The organism is Variovorax saccharolyticus (assembly GCF_030316765.1).
In the GTDB taxonomy this organism is placed as follows: domain Bacteria; phylum Pseudomonadota; class Gammaproteobacteria; order Burkholderiales; family Burkholderiaceae_C; genus Variovorax; species Variovorax saccharolyticus.
Genome location: NZ_JASZYT010000007.1, coordinates 249,512 through 265,275, shown reverse-complemented (window position 1 = coordinate 265,275; position 15,764 = coordinate 249,512). Strand labels below are relative to the sequence as shown.

The following is a 15,764-nucleotide window of genomic DNA, read 5'->3' as shown; positions in this document are numbered from 1 at the left end:
TCTCAGCCTCCGCGACGCATCATGTCGAAGAACTCGACATTGGTTTTCGTCGCCTTCATGTTCTTGAGCATGAGCTCCATCGACTCGATCTCGTCCATGTTGTACATGAGCTGGCGCAGGATGCGGGTCTTCTGGAGGATCTCGGGCGCAAGCAGCAGCTCTTCGCGGCGGGTGCCGCTGCGGTTGAGCTGGATCGAGGGGAACACGCGCTTCTCGTAGAGGCGGCGGTCGAGGTGGATTTCGGAGTTGCCGGTGCCCTTGAACTCTTCGAAGATCACTTCGTCCATGCGGCTGCCGGTGTCGATCAGGGCGGTGCCGATGATGGTCAGCGAGCCGCCTTCTTCGACGTTGCGCGCCGCGCCGAGGAAGCGCTTCGGGCGCTGCAGCGCATTGGAGTCGACGCCGCCGGTCAGCACCTTGCCCGACGAGGGCACGACGTTGTTGTAGGCGCGGGCCAGGCGGGTGATCGAGTCGAGCAGGATCACGACGTCCTTCTTGAGCTCGACCAGGCGCTTGGCGCGCTCGATCACCATCTCGGCGACGTGCACGTGGCGCGCGGCGGGCTCGTCGAAGGTCGAGGCGATGACCTCGCCCTTCACGGTGCGCTGCATCTCGGTCACTTCTTCAGGCCGCTCGTCCACCAGCAACACCATCATGTGCACTTCGGGGTAGTTGGCGCTGATCGCGTGCGCGATGTGCTGCATCATCACGGTCTTGCCGCTCTTGGGCGGTGCCACCAGCAGGGCCCGCTGGCCCTTGCCGATGGGGGCGATGATGTCGATGATCCGGCCGGTGATGTTCTCTTCGCCCTTGAAGCCGTCGCGCTCGAGCTTCATCTGCTCCTTCGGGAACAGCGGCGTCAGGTTCTCGAACATGACCTTGTGCTTGTTGTTCTCGGGCAGTCCGTCGTTGACCTTGTCGAGCTTGGTCAGCGCGAAGTAGCGCTCGCCGTCCTTGGGCGTGCGCACTTCGCCTTCGATCATGTCGCCGGTGTGCAGGTTGAAGCGGCGCACCTGGCTCGGCGAGATGTAGATGTCGTCGGTGCTGGCGGTGAAGCTGGTGTCGGGGCTGCGCAGGAAGCCGAAGCCGTCCGGCAGGATCTCGAGTACGCCGTCGGCGAAAACCTGCTCGCCGGCCTTCGCGCGCTTCTTGATGATCGCGAACATCAACTCCTGCTTGCGCATGCGGCCGACGTTTTCGATCTCAAGGGCTTCGGCCTGCTTGAGGACTTCGGACACGTGGAGTGCCTTGAGTTCGTTTAAGTGCATGGAATGACCCCGCGAGGGGAAATCTGTCTAGAACCAGGAGGGGGAGGTTTGGTGAGAGGCGAGAGATGCCTCACAAACCGGGGAACTCGAACCGGGTCCCTGGAAGGGCCGGTGATCTGCGGGAGATTATGACAGGAAAATCGGCGGCTGCCGGCGCGTTGCGCGCGGGCAGCCGGGGAAGGCTTCAGGCGAGTTGCTGATCGATGAAGGCCGTGAGTTGCGCCTTGCTCATGGCACCGACCTTGGTGGCGGCCAGTTGGCCGTCCTTGAACAGCATCAGGGTCGGGATGCCGCGGATGCCGAACTTGGCCGGGATGTCGCGGTTCTCGTCGACGTTCATCTTGGCGACCTGCAGCTTGCCTTCGTAGGTGCTGGAGACCTCGTCGAGGATCGGCGCGATCATCTTGCAGGGGCCGCACCATTCGGCCCAGTAGTCGACCAGCACGGGCTTGCCGGACTTGAGCACGTCGGCTTCGAAGGAGGAGTCGGAGATGTGTTTGATGAGGTCGCTGGCCATGGAATTGTGTCCTTCTGCGCGGAGAGTTTTGGGTGCTGCCAAAGTGCAGGTCATTGTGACAGAAACCAAGTAGCGACGTGCCCGGCGCGGACGCTATGGCGCCGATAGCCAAAGCGGTGACACTCGACGCATGAATCAGACAAGAAATGTTGCGGTGGTCGGTGGCGGCCCCGCCGGATTGATGGCCGCGGAAGTGCTCGCAAGAGAGGGCGCCGAGGTGCACGTCTACGACGCCATGCCCTCGGTCGGGCGCAAGTTCCTGCTCGCGGGCCGCGGTGGTCTCAACCTCACGCACTCCGAGCCCGGCGAGCTCTTCGCCACCCGCTTCGGCGAACGCAATGCGCAGATCGAGCCGCTGCTGCGGGCCTTCGGTCCGGACCAGATCCGCGCCTGGGCGCATGGTCTCGGCATCGAGACCTTCGTCGGCACCTCGGGGCGCGTGTTCCCGAAGGACATGAAGGCCGCGCCGCTGCTGCGCGCCTGGCTGCATCGGCTTCGGCAGGCCGGCGTGCGCTTTCACATGCGCCATCGCTGGCTCGGCTGGCCGGACGCTGCGACGCCGGCCGCGACGCTGCGCTTCGCCACGCCCGAGGGCGAGATCACGCAGGCGCACGATGCCGTCGTGCTGGCACTCGGGGGTGCGAGCTGGTCGCGGCTCGGTTCCGATGGCGCCTGGGTGCCGTGGGTGTCGGGGCGCGGCGTGGCGGTGGCACCGCTGGTGCCGGCCAACTGCGGCTTCGACATCGGATGGACGCCCCATTTCGCGGAACGCTTCGCCGGCATGCCCTTCAAGTCGGTGGCGATCGCATGCACCGATGGGCGAGGTCGTCGCTTCACGCGAAAGGGCGAGTTCGTGGCCACCGCCACCGGCGTCGAAGGCAGCCTGGTCTATGCGGCTTCCGCCTTGCTGCGCGACGAGATCGCCGAGCGCGGGAGCGCCACGCTGATGCTCGACCTGCTGCCCGACCGCAGCGCCGAGCAGGTGCGCGCCGCGGTGCTGCATCCGCGCGGCGCGCGTTCGCTGGCCAGCCACCTGAAGAGCCGTCTCGGCCTCGAAGGCATCAAGGCCGGCGTGCTGCACGAGGTGCTGACGCGCGACGAGATGCATGCGCCGGACAAGCTCGCCGAGACCATCAAGGCGGTGCCCCTGCGGCTGCAGGCGGCGCGGCCGATCGACGAGGCCATCAGCACCGGTGGCGGCGTGCGTTTCGATGCGCTGGACCCGGGGCTGATGGCGAACGCGTTGCCTGGCGTCTTCTTCGCCGGCGAGATGCTCGACTGGGAGGCGCCGACCGGGGGCTACCTGCTGACCGCCTCGATGGCGAGCGGCGTGGTTGCCGCGCGCGGCGTGCTGGCGAGCTGGAAGTAGGGCGCCGGCTGGGTTCGCCTCAGTCCCGGACCCGCAGCCAATGCCGCGCGGTGGTGGCGATGACCTCGGCTGCCCGGTTCCTGATCTGCGACGCCGGTGCTGGCTCCCGGGCCACGGGAAACGGCCAGGACGAGCGCCTCTGGACGCTCGGCCGAGGCCTGAAGGGCAGCACCCGGGCGGCGCTGAACGATGGCGTGGGGGAAGTCATGGTCTCGTTGCGCGCGGGTGGATGGTGGCAGGCCATTCTACAAGAATGACTGTATGAAAATACAGTATTTATTCGAGCCGGCGGGAGGCTTAAGCGTGTCTTCAGCGAGATCGTCGAAGCTCGTCGAATGTTCACGTCCAGACCCTTCCTCCCCCACTCGGGCGCTCTCCGCGCCAGGGCCTCGCGCCGCCCTTCGTCCATCTGCAGGGAGGCCTGCAGCGTCCCTGGGTCCCCATCGGGCACGGCAGCATGACGCAGGACAAGGCAACGACGGCCGCACGAATCCTGGCGCGCGGTGTGCTCGCGGATGCGGATGCCACCGGCCTGGATCCCGCGATCCTGGGCGCCTGCAAGCGCGCGGCGCGCGCGCTGAACGCGTACCTGGCCACGTGCGGCGAGCAGTCGCTGAGCTTCTCGCAGTTGAACCTGATCCGCGCGATGCATCTGGCGGAGACCGCCACGGGCCGCCCGCTGCGCGAGGCCGGTCACGTGATGGCTGCCGTGGCGCCGTACTTCACGCCGATGCAGATGGAATTTGCGCAGGAATTGCTGGCCGAGTGCCTCGAGGGCGAGGAAGGCGAGGGCTGGGCCATCCTGGACGAACTCGAGATCATGGCCGCCGAGCAGCAGGGCGGCTCGCGCACGGCCTGATGTCGCTTGATGTTAGGTTGACGAGCCTTACCCCCGGCACTGACTACGCAGTTAGGGCTGCTTGGTTCCCCACCTGACCCGGTTGGCCGCTTCACCATGCGGGGAGGCCCGTCAGCTTCCGATTGTAGGCGACGGCGAAGGCCCCGGCTGTCACCAGACCAACAACGAGGTTTCCAACGCGGCATCGGCGTAGTAGAGGCGCACGCCGACCTGGTAGTTGCGGCCCTTCTGCAGCCGCATGCTGACCCGGGCGTTGAGGTCGGTGCCGCTGTCGTCGGCCCCCGCGATCTGCACGTTGCCGTTCGGCGTCACCTCGAACAGCACCAGCACGGTGTCCGAGGCTCCGAAGGTGCCGATGTTGTAGGTCCGCGTGCGGGGCGGCGTGAAATCGAAGGTCCGCGTCTCGCCGGCCTTGAGCTTCAAGAGCTGCGACAGGCCGACCTTCAGGGTTGCCGCCGACGGTGCTCGGACGCCCGGATACGATTCCACCACCCAGGCCTTGTCCGCAAAGGACAGTCCGCCCTTGGGCTGCAGGCCGGCCTGGTATTTTTCCGGCGCGACGATCAGGCCGGCATCGAATTGGTATTCCATGACGGAATCCGGATCCCAGGTGGTGCCCTTGATCTGCGACACCGGGATCTTGCGCAGGATGTTCCACTCGATCTGCGACTCCTCCCAGTTGTTCGGCGGCCCCTTGAAGTAGGTCAGCACCGCGTCGCGGTTCCAGGCGATGCCGGCGTTCGGGTTCTGGTGCTCGTGCTCGAGGCCGAGCGTGTGGCCGATCTCGTGCAGTGCCGTGTCGCGGCCGTAGGTCGTGGTCAGCGCCCAGCCGAAATTCATGGTGCGCTCCTGTGGCGACCGGGTGTTGAGCACGTCGCGCCCCACATAAGACCAGGAGCCGTCCTGCTGGTCGAAGCCGATGCGCACCATGGCGTCCTCGGGCGCCTCCACGCGGCGGAAGCTGATGCCGATGCCAAGCTTGGCCCAGGCCTCGAAGGAATCGGCGACGACGCCAATGTCCGCCGTGCTGCCCTGCCACGCCGCCGGGACGCTGTCGCCGCGCTTGAAGCAGTAGAAGGTGAGCTGGGTTCCGTTCACCCATTTCTTGCTCGCCGACAGGATGGCACGGGCGCGGCCGGCGGCGACGCCGACGTCGAACTGGCGGATCTGCTGCACCGGCTGCACGCAATAGCGCCGGGGGGCGTTGACTGCCGGCTGGCTGGATTTGCGGGCCACGGCCGGGCGGGCCGCCTTGCGGGTCGCAGTGGGCATGTCGGTCTCCTCGGTAGGTTTTTCATGCTAGGCGCGGGCGGCGCGAAATCCATCTGCAAGATGGACTAGGCCGCCGCGCGGGGGCAGGCCCGCGTCGACCTAAAATGCGCCGATGGCCTATCTCGTGCTCGCTCGCAAACACCGTCCCCGAACCTTCAGCGAGATGGTGGGCCAGGAGCATGTCGTCCAGGCGCTCGCGAACGCGCTCACCTCGCAGCGGCTGCACCACGCCTATCTCTTCACCGGCACCCGTGGCGTCGGCAAGACCACGGTTTCGCGCATCCTGGCCAAGTCCCTCAACTGCCAGGGCCCCGACGGGCAGGGCGGCATCACGGCCACGCCGTGCGGCCTATGCCAGGCGTGCAAGGACATCGACGCCGGCCGCTTCGTCGACTACACCGAACTCGACGCCGCCTCCAACCGCGGGGTCGACGAGGTGCAGGCGCTGCTCGAGCAGGCGGTCTACAAGCCGGTGCAGGGGCGCTTCAAGGTCTTCATGATCGACGAAGTGCACATGCTCACCGGGCACGCTTTCAATGCGATGCTGAAGACCCTCGAGGAGCCGCCCGAATACCTCAAGTTCGTGCTGGCCACCACTGATCCGCAGAAGGTGCCGGTCACGGTGCTGTCGCGCTGCCTGCAGTTCAACCTGCGCCCGATGGCGCCCGAGACCGTGCTCGAACACCTCACGCAGGTGCTGCAGGCCGAGGCCGTGCCGGCCGAGGCGCCCGCGCTGCGACTGATTTCGCGCGCTGCCCGTGGCTCGATGCGGGATGCGTTGTCGCTGACGGACCAGGCGATCGCCTTCGGCAACGGCGAGCTGCTCGAGGCCGGCGTGCGGCAGATGCTCGGCAGCGTCGACCGCGGCCATGTGTTCCGGCTGATCGAGGCGCTGGCGCAGGGTGACGGCAAGACGGTGGTCGAGACCTCCGAGGGGCTGCGTCGCGACGGCTTGTCGGCGGCCTCGACGCTGGAAGAAATGACCGCCGTGCTTCAAGCCATGGCGGTGCTGCAGGCGGTGCCCTCGCGGGCCGAGCCGCGCGACGGCGCCGATCCCGAGGCGGTCGAGACCGCACGCCTCGCGGCCTTGCTGCCGGCCGATGAAACCCAGCTGCTCTACAGCCTCTGCCTGCACGGCCGCGGCGAACTCGGACTGGCGCCCGACGAGTACGCGGCGCTCACGATGGTGCTGCTGCGGCTGCTGGCGTTCAAGCCCATCGGCGCCGCCGGAGCGGAAAAAAAAACTCTGAATGAAGCGGCGCGGCCGGTCGCGGATGCGCCGCGCTCCATGCCGGCGGTCGAGGAAGCCCCGCGGGCCGTGGTCCACGCCGAGCGCGCGCTGGCCGCAGCGCCAGCGTTGGCGCCTGCGCCGCCGGGCCAGCGCCTGCCGGTGGTCGACGGGCCGGCGCTGAGCGCAGCGTCGCCCCCGAGGCCGGCGCCCGCTTCGGCTTCCGCTCCCGCGCCGGCCAGGGTCATGGCGATGCCGGTGCGGGTTCAGCCGCCGCCCGGCGCCCGCGAGGCCGAAGCCTCCGTCTCCTCGGCGCCCATACCGCCCAGCGAAGAGGGCGATTTCTGGTACGCGACCGTGACGCAGATGGTGGTGGCCGAAGCCATCACGGCGCTGGCGCGTGAACTCGCACTGCAATCGCAGCTGGTGGCGCGCGACGTCGATCAATGGCTGCTGCGCGTGGAGCGCGAGTCGCTCAACCAGACCAGCAGCCGGGAGAAGCTGCAGGTGGCGCTGGCGGCGATGGGCCATGGCGTCAAGATCGCGATCGAGATCGGGGGCGTGGTCGACAGTCCGGCCCGGCGCAACAAGCAGGCGGCCGAAGAGCGCCAGCGCGTCGCCGAGGAAGCGATTCGCAACGACCCCGAGGTGCAGTCGATGATGCGCGACTGGGACGCGAAGATCGTTCCGGGGACGCTGCGCCCAGCCTGAGACCTTGCGGGACAGACCAACAAACTGCGCAGCAGTTTTTTGCTCTGTCCTCAACTGACTAGACCCCTGCGGGACAGACCAAGAAACTGCGCAGCAGTTTTTGCTCTGTCCCCAACTGACTAAACTGACACTGATTTTTCAACGATCGACAGGACCCACATGTTCAACAAAGGACAACTGGCCGGCCTCATGAAGCAGGCGCAGGCAATGCAGGACAACCTCAAGAAGGCCCAGGAAGAACTGGCCACCATCGAGGTCGAGGGCGAATCCGGCGCCGGACTGGTCAAGGTCGTGATGACCTGCAAGCACGACGTCAAGCGCATCACCATCGATCCCAGCCTTCTGGCCGACGACAAGGACATGCTCGAGGACCTGGTGGCCGCCGCCTTTAACGCCGCCGTGCGCAAGGCCGAGGAAACCAGCGAGCAGAAGATGGGCAAGCTGACTGCCGGCATGCCCGGCCTGCCGCCCGGCATGAAGCTGCCGTTCTGAGCTTCCATCAGCCCTCGATGGCGGATTCCAGTTCGCTCGAAGCGCTGGTCGAAGCACTGCGCCGCTTGCCCGGCGTCGGTGCCAAGTCGGCCTCGCGCATGGCTTTCCATCTGCTGCAGCACGACCGCGACGGGCTCCAGAAGCTCGCGCGCGCCCTGCAGCAGGCGGCCGGCAACGTGCGCCATTGCGAACGCTGCAACACCTTCACCGAAGGACAGATCTGCAGCGTCTGCCAGGATGCGCGACGCGACGCCAGCAAGCTCTGCGTGGTCGAGACGCCGGCCGACCAGGCGGCGCTCGAGCGCACCGGCGTCTTCCGCGGCTACTACTTCGTGCTGATGGGCAAGCTGAGCCCGCTCGACGGCATCGGGCCGAACGACATCGGGCTCTCGAAGCTGTTCGAGCGCGCCCTCGACGGCAGCGTGAGCGAGGTGATCCTCGCCACCAACTTCACGGCCGAGGGCGAGGCCACGGCGCACGTGATCGGCGATGCGCTCAAGCAGCGGGGCCTGTCGGTCACGCGGCTAGCGCGGGGCGTGCCGGCCGGCAGCGAACTCGAATACGTCGACCTCGGTACCATCGCCCACGCGCTGGTCGACCGTCGCTGACGACACGCTCGATCCGAAAGACGCATGTGAACCTTCCTTCGCTGAGCTGGGCCTACTGGTGCGTGCTGGTCGCCGCGCTGTTGCCCTACCTGTCCTCCTACATCGCCAAGGCCGGCGCCTTCAAGCCCGGCGACAACCGCTCGCCGCGCCAATGGAGCACCCACCTGAGCGGCTGGCGGGCGCGGGCCAACAGCGCGCAGGCCAACGGCTTCGAAGGGCTGCCTTTCTTCATCGGCGCCGTGATCATCGCCCACCAGCTCGGTGCGGCGCAGCCGATGCTCGACCTGTTGGCAGCGGCTTATGTGCTGCTGCGCATCGTCTACGTCGCGCTGTACATCGCCGACCGCAGCTCGCTGCGCAGCGCGGTCTGGGCACTGGCTTTCGTGGTCAATATCGCGATCCTGTTCGCGGGTCGATAGAGGCCTTCGTGCTTACGTGAAAACCCGCACGGGATGTTCCCGATGCAGGGGCAGGGGGGCGCCCCTAAGCTCGATTCGAATCACACGATCAGAGAGCCCGCAGGCGCCCCATTCATGCTCAATCGCCGAACCTTCTCCGTCGCCGCTGCGCTGGGCGCCGCCGCCATCGGCGTACCGCTGGTCCATGGCCAGCCCAAGCTCGAGAAGACCAAGGTCTCGATCGCGGTCGGCGGCAAGGCCGCGTTCTACTACCTGCCGCTCACGATCTCCGAGCAACTGGGCTACTTCAAGGCCGAGGGCCTCGATGTCGAGATCTCCGACTTCGCCGGTGGCGCACGCGCCTTGCAGGCGGTGGTCGGCGGCTCGGCCGATGTCTGCTCCGGTGCCTTCGAGCACACCATCAACCTGCAGTCCAAGAACCAGTTCTTCCAGGCCTTCGTGCTGCAAGGCCGGGCACCGCAGATCGCGATCGGCGTGTCGACCAAGAACATGCCCACCTATGCCGGCATCGCCGATCTCAAGGGCAAGAAGATCGGAGTCTCGGCGCCCGGTTCGTCGACCAACATGGTGGCCAACCTGGTGCTGTCACGCGGCGGCCTGAAGGCCAGCGACGTCAGCTTCATCGGGGTCGGCGTCGCCGCCGGTGCGCTCACGGCGCTTCGCTCGGGGCAGATCGACGCCATCAGCAACACCGATCCGGTGATGACCATGCTCGAGCAGAAGGGCGACGTGAAGATCATCAGCGACACCCGGACGCTGAAGGGCACGCAGGAAGTCTTCGGCGGGTTGATGCCGGCGGCCTGCCTCTATGCCTCGACCGAGTTCATCCAGAAGCATCCGAACACCTGCCAGGCGCTCGCCAATGCCATCGTGCACGGTCTCAAGTGGCTGCAGACCGCGGGGCCCGGCGACATCATCAAGACCGTGCCCGAGACCTATCTGCTCGGCGACCGGGCCCTGTACCTGGCGTCCTTCGACAAGGTGCGCGAAGCCATCGCGATCGATGGCCTGGTGCCGGCCGACGGACCCAAGACCGCGCTCAATGCCATCGCGAGCTTCGACCCGACGGTCAAGGCCGACAAGATCGATCTCGCGAAGCTCTATACCAACGAATTTGCGCGGCGTGCCAAGGACAGGTTCAAAGCCTGACCGCGGCGTCCCTGCAACCCGGCCTCGGCCGGGTTTTTTCTTCCGATCCCATGGCCGACCACGCGCTCGAACTGATCGATATCCATTGCACCTTCCGCTCGAAGGACGACCGCAGCCAGCGCTACACGGCGGTGGCCGACACCACGCTGCGGATCGGCGAGGGCGAGTTCGTCTCGGTGGTCGGGCCGACCGGCTGCGGCAAGTCGACGCTGCTGAATGTCGGGGCCGGCCTGCTCGAGCCGTCGTCGGGCACGGTGCGGGTCTTCGGCCAGCCGCTCACGGGCATCAATGCCCGCGCCGGCTACATGTTCCAGAGCGAAGCCCTGATGCCCTGGCGCAGCGCGCTCGACAACGTGATGGTGGGCCTGCAATACCGCGGCGTGGCCGATGCCCAGGCGCGCCGGCAGGCCGAGCAGTGGCTCGCGCGCGTCGGCCTCGCCGGCTTCGGCGACCGCTATCCGCACCAGCTCTCCGGTGGCATGCGCAAGCGCACCGCGCTGGCCCAGGTGCTGGCGCTCGATCCCGACATCATCCTGATGGACGAGCCCTTCAGCGCGCTCGACATCCAGACCCGGCAGCTGATGGAGAACGAGGTGCTCGAGCTCTGGGCGGCGAAAAAAAAGGCCGTTCTCTTCATCACCCACGATCTCGACGAGGCGATCGCGATGAGCGATCGCGTGGTGGTGCTGTCGGCCGGGCCGGCGACCCATCCGATCGGCGAGTTCACGATCGACCTGCCGCGCCCGCGCGACGTCGCCGAAGTGCGTGCGCATCCGCGCTTCGTCGAGCTCCATACGCAGATCTGGAACGTGCTGCGCGACGAGGTGCTGAAGGGCTATGCGCAACAGCTGAAGAAGGCCGCATGAGAGCGGCACCCCGATGACGATGCGCATCAGGCCCAGCGAGAGCAACGCGCGCTTCTGGCAGGTGGCGGTGCTGGTGCTGCTGCTCGTGGCCTGGCATCTGGCTTCGCGCAACCCGCAATTCGCCTTCTTTCTCGGCGCGCCGATCGAGGTCGCCGGGCGGATCTGGCGCTGGTTCATGCCGTTCGCGATTCCGCCCAATCCGCTGTTCCCCGAGGGCCTGCCGGGCAACGCCGACATCTATCTGCACCTCGGCACCACCTTGCTCGAGACCGTGCTGGCCTTCGTGATCGGCACCGTGCTGGGCCTGGCCTGCGGCCTCTGGCTGGCGCTGGCACCGACCGCAAGCCTGGTCTTCGACCCCTACATCAAGGCGGCGAACTCGATGCCGCGCGTGATCCTGGCGCCGATCTTCGCGCTGTGGTTCGGCCTCGGCATCTGGAGCAAGGTGGCGCTGGCGGTCACGCTGGTGTTCTTTATCGTCTTCTTCAACGTGTACCAGGGCGTGCGCGAGGTGAGCCCTGTGGTGCTGGCGAACGCACGCATGCTGGGCGCCAACCAGCGGCAGCTGCTGCGCACCGTCTATCTGCCGAGCGCGACCAGCTGGGTGTTCTCGAGCCTGCACACCTCGGTGGGGCTGGCCTTCGTGGGCGCGGTGGTGGGCGAGTACCTGGGCTCGGCGCGCGGTGTCGGCTACCTGATCCTGCAGGCCGAGGGCACCTTCGATGTCAACACGGTGTTCGCGGGCATCGTGGTGCTGACCGCCTTCGCGCTGCTGCTGGACGCGATCGTCGGCGTGGTCGAGAAGCGGCTGATGAAATGGCAGCCGCGCAGCGGCGAGACCGAGAAGCTCTGAGCGCTCTCGCCGGGCGCCGGCTCAGCGCTTTTTCTTCGACGGCGTGCCGCCGCGCGGCTCGCGCGCGACCTGCTTGCTGCTGGCGGAAGACTTCGACGTCTTGGCCGCAGGTGCCGGCGCGTTGCGCGCACTCTTGCTCGTCACGCTGCTGCTCTTGAGCGCGCCGGCGCTCTTGATGACGGGCGGGCCGCCGCGCACGGGGCTGGCACCCGAGCCGACGCTCGCCCCACGCGCGGCTCGCACCGGCAGGAACACCACGACTTCGTAGCCGCGCTGGAATGTGTGGTTCGATTTGACGTCGTTCCATTCGGCGACGCTGGCCGGGCTCAGGCGGTAGCGCCGCGCGATGCTGGCGACGCTGTCCTGGCGGCCCGCCTTGACCACGGTGCGGCGCGTGACGATCTCGGGCTGGAAGCTCAGCTGGCCGGTGTCGGCGACCAGCGCCGCGACGTCTTCCTGGACTCTTGCGCTGCGCGGCACGATCAGGGTCGAGCCGGCCTTGATCAGCATGCGCGGCGGCACGTTGTTGACCGCGCGCAGGTCGGCCTCGCTCATGCCCGAGCGCTGCGCGGCATCGGCGACGGTCATGGTCGCGGGCACGGTCCAGGCGGTCCAGCTGGCGTACTGGCCCTGGCTGTAGGCCTCGAAGTTGCGCTGGAAGACCGCGGCGTTGTCCCACGGCAGCAGGATCTCGGGCGTGCCGGCGGCCAGCAGGACGGGCTTGTGGGCCGAGGGATTGAGGGCCCGGAAGTCCTCGATCTGGACGTCGGCCAGCTTCGCGGCCAGGGCGACGTCGAGGTCGCGCTTGAGCGTGACGGTCTGGAAGTAGGGGTGGTTGGCGATCAGCGGCAGATCGACGTTGAAACGCGCCGGGTCGGCGACGATGTTCTTCACCGCCTGCAGCTTGGGCACGTAGAGCCGGGTCTCGGCCGGCATGGAGATGTCGCTGTAGGTGGCGGGCAGGCCGGCGCGCTGGTTCTTCGCGATCGCCTTGCCGACGTTGCCTTCGCCCCAGTTGTAGGCCGCCAGCGCGAGCTGCCAGTCGCCGAACATGCCGTAGAGCCGCTGCAGGTAATCGAGCGCGGCACGGGTCGAGGCGACCACGTCGCGACGGTCGTCACGGAAGATGTTCTGCTTCAGGTCGTAGTCGGTGCCGGTGGCCGGCATGAACTGCCACATGCCGGCGGCGCGCGCACTCGAGACGGCCTGCGGGTTGAAGGCGCTCTCGATGTACGGCAGCAGCGCGATCTCGGTCGGCATGTCGCGACGCTCGAGCTCCTCGACGATGTGGAAGATGTAGCGGTTCGAGCGCTCGGTCATGCGCTGGATGTAGTCGGGCCGGGTGGCATACCACTGCTCGCGGTCGCGCACCAGGTCGCTTTCCAGGTTCGGCATCTTGAAGCCGCGGCGAATGCGGTCCCACATGTCGGTGGGCGGGGCCAGCGTGACCACCGGCCGGGACTTGGTGTCGCCCGACGTGATCGGCGTCAGGCTGCCGCGCGGGTACACGGGCGAGGCGTCGCCCGAGGCGGCGCCCGGTGCGGAGCCGGGCGCCGAACCGGTGCCAGTGGCACAGCCCGCGAGAAACAGGGAGCCCGCGAGGCAGGCGGCTAGCAGGAATTTCATCGAAAGTCGTTCTTCCATTGGCGCAGCGCGGCGAACACTTCGGCGGGCGCTGCTTGCGCGGGCAGGCCGGCATGAGCGTGGACCGCCCGGCTGACAGTGGCTTCGCGGCTGCGAAGAAAAGGATTGATCTTGCGTTCGGTCGCCAGCTGCGAGGGCAGGGTGGGTTCGCCGCGCGCGCGCAAGGCTTCGCAATGCGCCATGTAGTGAGTGAGATCCGCGTTGCCGGGTTCCACGCTTTGCGCGAATCTCAGGTTAGCAAGTGTGTATTCGTGGCCGCAGCAGACGCGGGTGTCGCCCGGCAATGCGGCCAGCGCCTCGAGCGAGGCCAGCATCTGCGCCGGCGTGCCTTCGAACAGCCGCCCGCAGCCGCCCGAGAACAGGGTGTCGCCGCAGAACAGCAGCGGCGCCAGGCCGCCGGCGGCGGCGTTGCGCGGATCGGCCGGCAGGAAGAAGGCGATGTGGCCTGCCGTGTGGCCGGGAATGTCGATCACCTCGAAGCGCAGGCCGAGCGCTTCGGCGTGGTCGCCTTGCGCCAGCGGCGTGCTGGGCTCGGGTATGCGCTCGCGGGCGGGGCCGAAGACCTTGGCGCCCGTGGCCGCGTGCAGCGCCGCCACGCCGCCGGTGTGATCGGCGTGGTGGTGCGTGACTAGAATCGCGGCCAGTTGCAGATTCCCGCGGCCCAGCGCATCGAACACGGGCCCGGCGTCGCCGGGGTCGACCACGATCGCGTTGTGCCCATCCTGCAGCATCCAGATGTAGTTGTCGGCGAAGGCGGGCAGCGGAACGAGGGTCATGAGCGGTCAAATTATAGGTTTGCACGATTGGTTCGAGACCCCCCCGGGCCGCTATCTGCTGGCCTGGGAACAGGCCCAGTTCGACCAGGCCGTGGCCGACATCTTCGGCTATCACGCGCTGCAACTGGGGCTCGGAGAGGTCGCGGGACTGCGCGCCAACCGCATGCCGCACCGCTGGCTGGCCTTGTCCGACCCGGCCCAGCCCGGCGCCGCCGCGCTGCTGACCGACTTCTCGGCCCTGCCTTTTCCGGCCAACAGCCTCGATCTCGTGGTGCTGCCGCACGCGCTCGAACTCAGCCCCGACCCGCACGCCACCCTGCGCGAGGTCGAGCGGGTGCTGGTGCCCGAGGGCCGGGTGGTCATCTGCGGCCTGAACCCGGCCAGCCTCTGGGGCATGCGGCAGCGGCGCGCCCATCTCTACCGCCGGCTCGGCTTCGGCGAACTGTTCCTGCCCGAGGCCGGCGATTTCATCGGCTACCGGCGCATGCGCGACTGGCTGCGCCTGCTCAGCTTCGAGGTCGAATCGGGGCGCTTCGGCGTCTACAGACCCGCGGTGCGCAGCGAGGCCTGGCTGGAGCGCTGCCGCTGGTTCGATGCCGCCGGCGAGCGCTGGTGGCCCATCTTCGGCGCCGTCTATTTCCTGGTGGCGGTGAAAAGGGTGCGCGGGCTGCGGCTGCTGAGCGCCGACTGGCGCCGCGCCGCCTCGCGTGCCAGCGCGCCGGTGCCGATCGCCGGCAAGATGCACCGGGGGCGCGACAATGGCGGCCAGCTAGAAGAAGGAAACGGTTCTTGAACGAAGTACAGATCTACACCGACGGTGCCTGCAAGGGCAACCCCGGTCCCGGCGGCTGGGGCGCATGGCTCAAGTCGGGCGCCACCGAGAAGGAGCTTTTCGGCGGCGAACTCAACACCACCAACAACCGCATGGAGCTGCAGGCCGTGATCGAGGGGCTCGGCGCGCTCAAGCGCCCGTGCAAGGTCGTCCTCTACCTCGACAGCCAGTACGTGCGCATGGGCATCACCGAATGGATCCGGGGCTGGAAGGCCAAGGGCTGGCGCACCTCGACCAAGCAGCCGGTGAAGAACGTCGAACTCTGGCAGCAGCTCGACAAGCTCGTGGCCGAGGGCGGCCATCAGATCGAGTGGCGCTGGGTCAAGGGCCATTCGGGCGATCCGGGCAACGAGCGCGCGGACGCGCTGGCGAACAAGGGCGTCGAGCGCGCGCTGGGCCGCATCTAACGGGCCAGCTTCTCGTGCGCTTGCGGCACCTCGCCCATGCGGGCGCGGAACAGCAAGTCGTCGGTGATCCGCAAGCGCCGGCTCATTTCGCGGGCGATGTTCATCTGGATCAGCGCGAACTGCTCGACATCGCGCTCGAACAGCCGGTAAAGGTTGGCCGAGGTGAGTTCGATCGCAATGCAGTCGGCGTCGGCGCGCACCGAGGCGCTGCGTGGAAAAAGGTCGAGCAGCGCCATCTCGCCGAAACAATCGCCTTGAACCAGGCGCCGGATCAGCAGTTCATGCGACTGCCAGCTCTTGGAGACGGTCACGCTGCCCGCTTCGAGCACGAACATGCCATGGCCCGGCTCGCCTTCGCGGAAGAAATAGTCGCCGCAAGGCATTTCGATCACTCGCGCGGCGGTCAGCATGAATTCGACGGTGTCGGCCGCGATGGCGCCGAAGATCGGCATCTGCTGCATCAGTTCGATCCTGCTGGCTGCCATGCGCAACTC

18 protein-coding genes and 1 other RNA gene are annotated in these 15,764 nt (G+C 67.5%); 12 read left to right on the top strand and 7 right to left on the bottom strand.

Annotation, left to right across the window (positions count from 1 at the left end):
* Positions 1-2 precede the first annotated feature (2 nt).
* The gene (gene rho / locus QTI45_RS21930; RefSeq protein ID WP_158722484.1) at positions 3-1,268 is read right to left on the bottom strand and encodes a transcription termination factor Rho; all 1,266 of its coding nucleotides are present in this window, start codon (positions 1,266-1,268) and stop codon (positions 3-5) included.
* A 184-nt stretch (positions 1,269-1,452) separates the two neighbouring features.
* The gene (trxA, locus tag QTI45_RS21925) at positions 1,453-1,785 is read right to left on the bottom strand and encodes a thioredoxin TrxA (protein ID WP_286368068.1); all 333 of its coding nucleotides are present in this window, start codon (positions 1,783-1,785) and stop codon (positions 1,453-1,455) included.
* Positions 1,786-1,915: 130 nt separating this feature from the next.
* Between trxA and QTI45_RS21920 the strand changes: the two genes are divergently transcribed.
* The 3 genes from QTI45_RS21920 (at position 1,916) to QTI45_RS21910 (ending at position 4,013) form a co-directional block, all read left to right on the top strand.
* Positions 1,916-3,154, top strand: coding sequence for a TIGR03862 family flavoprotein (locus tag QTI45_RS21920; RefSeq protein WP_286655888.1), 1,239 nt, complete (start codon positions 1,916-1,918; stop codon positions 3,152-3,154).
* Positions 3,155-3,213: 59 nt separating this feature from the next.
* Positions 3,214-3,411, top strand: coding sequence for a hypothetical protein (locus tag QTI45_RS21915; protein ID WP_286655887.1), 198 nt, complete (start codon positions 3,214-3,216; stop codon positions 3,409-3,411).
* A gap of 200 nt (positions 3,412-3,611) precedes the next feature.
* Positions 3,612-4,013 carry a hypothetical protein gene (locus QTI45_RS21910; RefSeq protein ID WP_286655886.1) on the top strand — a complete coding sequence of 134 codons (402 nt, stop codon included), beginning with the start codon at positions 3,612-3,614 and terminating at the stop codon, positions 4,011-4,013.
* Positions 4,014-4,029: 16 nt separating this feature from the next.
* On the opposite strand, the gene ffs is transcribed toward QTI45_RS21910, so the two are convergent.
* Both ffs and QTI45_RS21900 read right to left on the bottom strand, forming a co-directional pair.
* Positions 4,030-4,126: signal recognition particle sRNA small type (gene ffs / locus QTI45_RS21905), an RNA gene on the bottom strand.
* Positions 4,127-4,163: 37 nt separating this feature from the next.
* Entirely contained in the window at positions 4,164-5,285 is a 1,122-nt protein-coding gene (locus tag QTI45_RS21900) for a M12 family metallopeptidase (RefSeq protein ID WP_286655885.1), read from the bottom strand.
* A gap of 112 nt (positions 5,286-5,397) precedes the next feature.
* Between QTI45_RS21900 and dnaX the strand changes: the two genes are divergently transcribed.
* The 7 genes from dnaX (at position 5,398) to QTI45_RS21865 (ending at position 11,611) form a co-directional block, all read left to right on the top strand.
* Positions 5,398-7,224, top strand: a complete 1,827-nt coding sequence (gene dnaX / locus QTI45_RS21895) for a DNA polymerase III subunit gamma/tau (RefSeq protein WP_286655884.1) — start codon at positions 5,398-5,400, stop codon at positions 7,222-7,224.
* A gap of 159 nt (positions 7,225-7,383) precedes the next feature.
* Positions 7,384-7,716 (top strand): YbaB/EbfC family nucleoid-associated protein, encoded by a 333-nt coding sequence (locus QTI45_RS21890; RefSeq protein ID WP_012747441.1) that lies wholly within the window; start codon positions 7,384-7,386, stop codon positions 7,714-7,716.
* 17 nt (positions 7,717-7,733) lie between these two features.
* Positions 7,734-8,324 carry a recombination mediator RecR gene (gene recR / locus QTI45_RS21885; protein ID WP_286655883.1) on the top strand — a complete coding sequence of 197 codons (591 nt, stop codon included), beginning with the start codon at positions 7,734-7,736 and terminating at the stop codon, positions 8,322-8,324.
* A gap of 26 nt (positions 8,325-8,350) precedes the next feature.
* The gene (locus QTI45_RS21880; protein WP_286655882.1) at positions 8,351-8,743 is read left to right on the top strand and encodes an MAPEG family protein; all 393 of its coding nucleotides are present in this window, start codon (positions 8,351-8,353) and stop codon (positions 8,741-8,743) included.
* Positions 8,744-8,857: 114 nt separating this feature from the next.
* Positions 8,858-9,892 (top strand): ABC transporter substrate-binding protein, encoded by a 1,035-nt coding sequence (locus QTI45_RS21875; RefSeq protein WP_286368060.1) that lies wholly within the window; start codon positions 8,858-8,860, stop codon positions 9,890-9,892.
* 50 nt (positions 9,893-9,942) lie between these two features.
* Positions 9,943-10,758 carry an ABC transporter ATP-binding protein gene (locus tag QTI45_RS21870; protein ID WP_286368059.1) on the top strand — a complete coding sequence of 272 codons (816 nt, stop codon included), beginning with the start codon at positions 9,943-9,945 and terminating at the stop codon, positions 10,756-10,758.
* A gap of 13 nt (positions 10,759-10,771) precedes the next feature.
* Entirely contained in the window at positions 10,772-11,611 is an 840-nt protein-coding gene (locus QTI45_RS21865) for an ABC transporter permease (protein WP_286368058.1), read from the top strand.
* Positions 11,612-11,632: 21 nt separating this feature from the next.
* Here the strand turns inward: QTI45_RS21865 and QTI45_RS21860 are convergent, their stop codons facing one another.
* Positions 11,633-13,237: a transglycosylase SLT domain-containing protein gene (locus QTI45_RS21860; protein WP_286655881.1), complete on the bottom strand. Its 1,605-nt coding sequence runs from the start codon at positions 13,235-13,237 to the stop codon at positions 11,633-11,635.
* Complete coding sequence (gene gloB, locus QTI45_RS21855; RefSeq protein ID WP_286655880.1) at positions 13,234-14,031, bottom strand: hydroxyacylglutathione hydrolase; 798 nt, start codon at positions 14,029-14,031, stop codon at positions 13,234-13,236. The genes QTI45_RS21860 and gloB overlap by 4 nt, the downstream gene beginning before the upstream one ends.
* Between gloB and QTI45_RS21850 the strand changes: the two genes are divergently transcribed.
* Both QTI45_RS21850 and rnhA read left to right on the top strand, forming a co-directional pair.
* Positions 14,030-14,824, top strand: coding sequence for a class I SAM-dependent methyltransferase (locus QTI45_RS21850; RefSeq protein WP_286368055.1), 795 nt, complete (start codon positions 14,030-14,032; stop codon positions 14,822-14,824). The two genes, gloB and QTI45_RS21850, sit on opposite strands and share 2 nt — an antisense overlap.
* The gene (rnhA, locus tag QTI45_RS21845) at positions 14,821-15,270 is read left to right on the top strand and encodes a ribonuclease HI (protein ID WP_286509015.1); all 450 of its coding nucleotides are present in this window, start codon (positions 14,821-14,823) and stop codon (positions 15,268-15,270) included. Before QTI45_RS21850 ends, rnhA begins: the two co-directional genes overlap by 4 nt.
* Here rnhA and QTI45_RS21840 read toward each other — a convergent pair.
* Entirely contained in the window at positions 15,267-15,755 is a 489-nt protein-coding gene (locus QTI45_RS21840; protein ID WP_286655879.1) for a Crp/Fnr family transcriptional regulator, read from the bottom strand. The two genes, rnhA and QTI45_RS21840, sit on opposite strands and share 4 nt — an antisense overlap.
* Between the last annotated feature and the right edge of the window lie 9 nt (positions 15,756-15,764).

Excerpts from the sequence above, each read along its gene's own strand:
- rho (WP_158722484.1), bottom strand. The coding sequence starts at position 1,268 with ATGCACTTAAACGAACTCAAGGCACTCCACGTGTCCGAAGTCCTCAAG.
- trxA (WP_286368068.1), bottom strand. The coding sequence starts at position 1,785 with ATGGCCAGCGACCTCATCAAACACATCTCCGACTCCTCCTTCGAAGCC.
- QTI45_RS21920 (WP_286655888.1), top strand. The coding sequence starts at position 1,916 with ATGAATCAGACAAGAAATGTTGCGGTGGTCGGTGGCGGCCCCGCCGGA.
- QTI45_RS21915 (WP_286655887.1), top strand. The coding sequence starts at position 3,214 with ATGACCTCGGCTGCCCGGTTCCTGATCTGCGACGCCGGTGCTGGCTCC.
- QTI45_RS21910 (WP_286655886.1), top strand. The coding sequence starts at position 3,612 with ATGACGCAGGACAAGGCAACGACGGCCGCACGAATCCTGGCGCGCGGT.
- QTI45_RS21900 (WP_286655885.1), bottom strand. The coding sequence starts at position 5,285 with ATGCCCACTGCGACCCGCAAGGCGGCCCGCCCGGCCGTGGCCCGCAAA.
- dnaX (WP_286655884.1), top strand. The coding sequence starts at position 5,398 with ATGGCCTATCTCGTGCTCGCTCGCAAACACCGTCCCCGAACCTTCAGC.
- QTI45_RS21890 (WP_012747441.1), top strand. The coding sequence starts at position 7,384 with ATGTTCAACAAAGGACAACTGGCCGGCCTCATGAAGCAGGCGCAGGCA.
- recR (WP_286655883.1), top strand. The coding sequence starts at position 7,734 with ATGGCGGATTCCAGTTCGCTCGAAGCGCTGGTCGAAGCACTGCGCCGC.
- QTI45_RS21875 (WP_286368060.1), top strand. The coding sequence starts at position 8,858 with ATGCTCAATCGCCGAACCTTCTCCGTCGCCGCTGCGCTGGGCGCCGCC.
- QTI45_RS21870 (WP_286368059.1), top strand. The coding sequence starts at position 9,943 with ATGGCCGACCACGCGCTCGAACTGATCGATATCCATTGCACCTTCCGC.
- QTI45_RS21865 (WP_286368058.1), top strand. The coding sequence starts at position 10,772 with ATGACGATGCGCATCAGGCCCAGCGAGAGCAACGCGCGCTTCTGGCAG.
- QTI45_RS21860 (WP_286655881.1), bottom strand. The coding sequence starts at position 13,237 with ATGAAATTCCTGCTAGCCGCCTGCCTCGCGGGCTCCCTGTTTCTCGCG.
- QTI45_RS21850 (WP_286368055.1), top strand. The coding sequence starts at position 14,030 with ATGAGCGGTCAAATTATAGGTTTGCACGATTGGTTCGAGACCCCCCCG.
- gloB (WP_286655880.1), bottom strand. The coding sequence starts at position 14,031 with ATGACCCTCGTTCCGCTGCCCGCCTTCGCCGACAACTACATCTGGATG.
- QTI45_RS21840 (WP_286655879.1), bottom strand. The coding sequence starts at position 15,755 with ATGGCAGCCAGCAGGATCGAACTGATGCAGCAGATGCCGATCTTCGGC.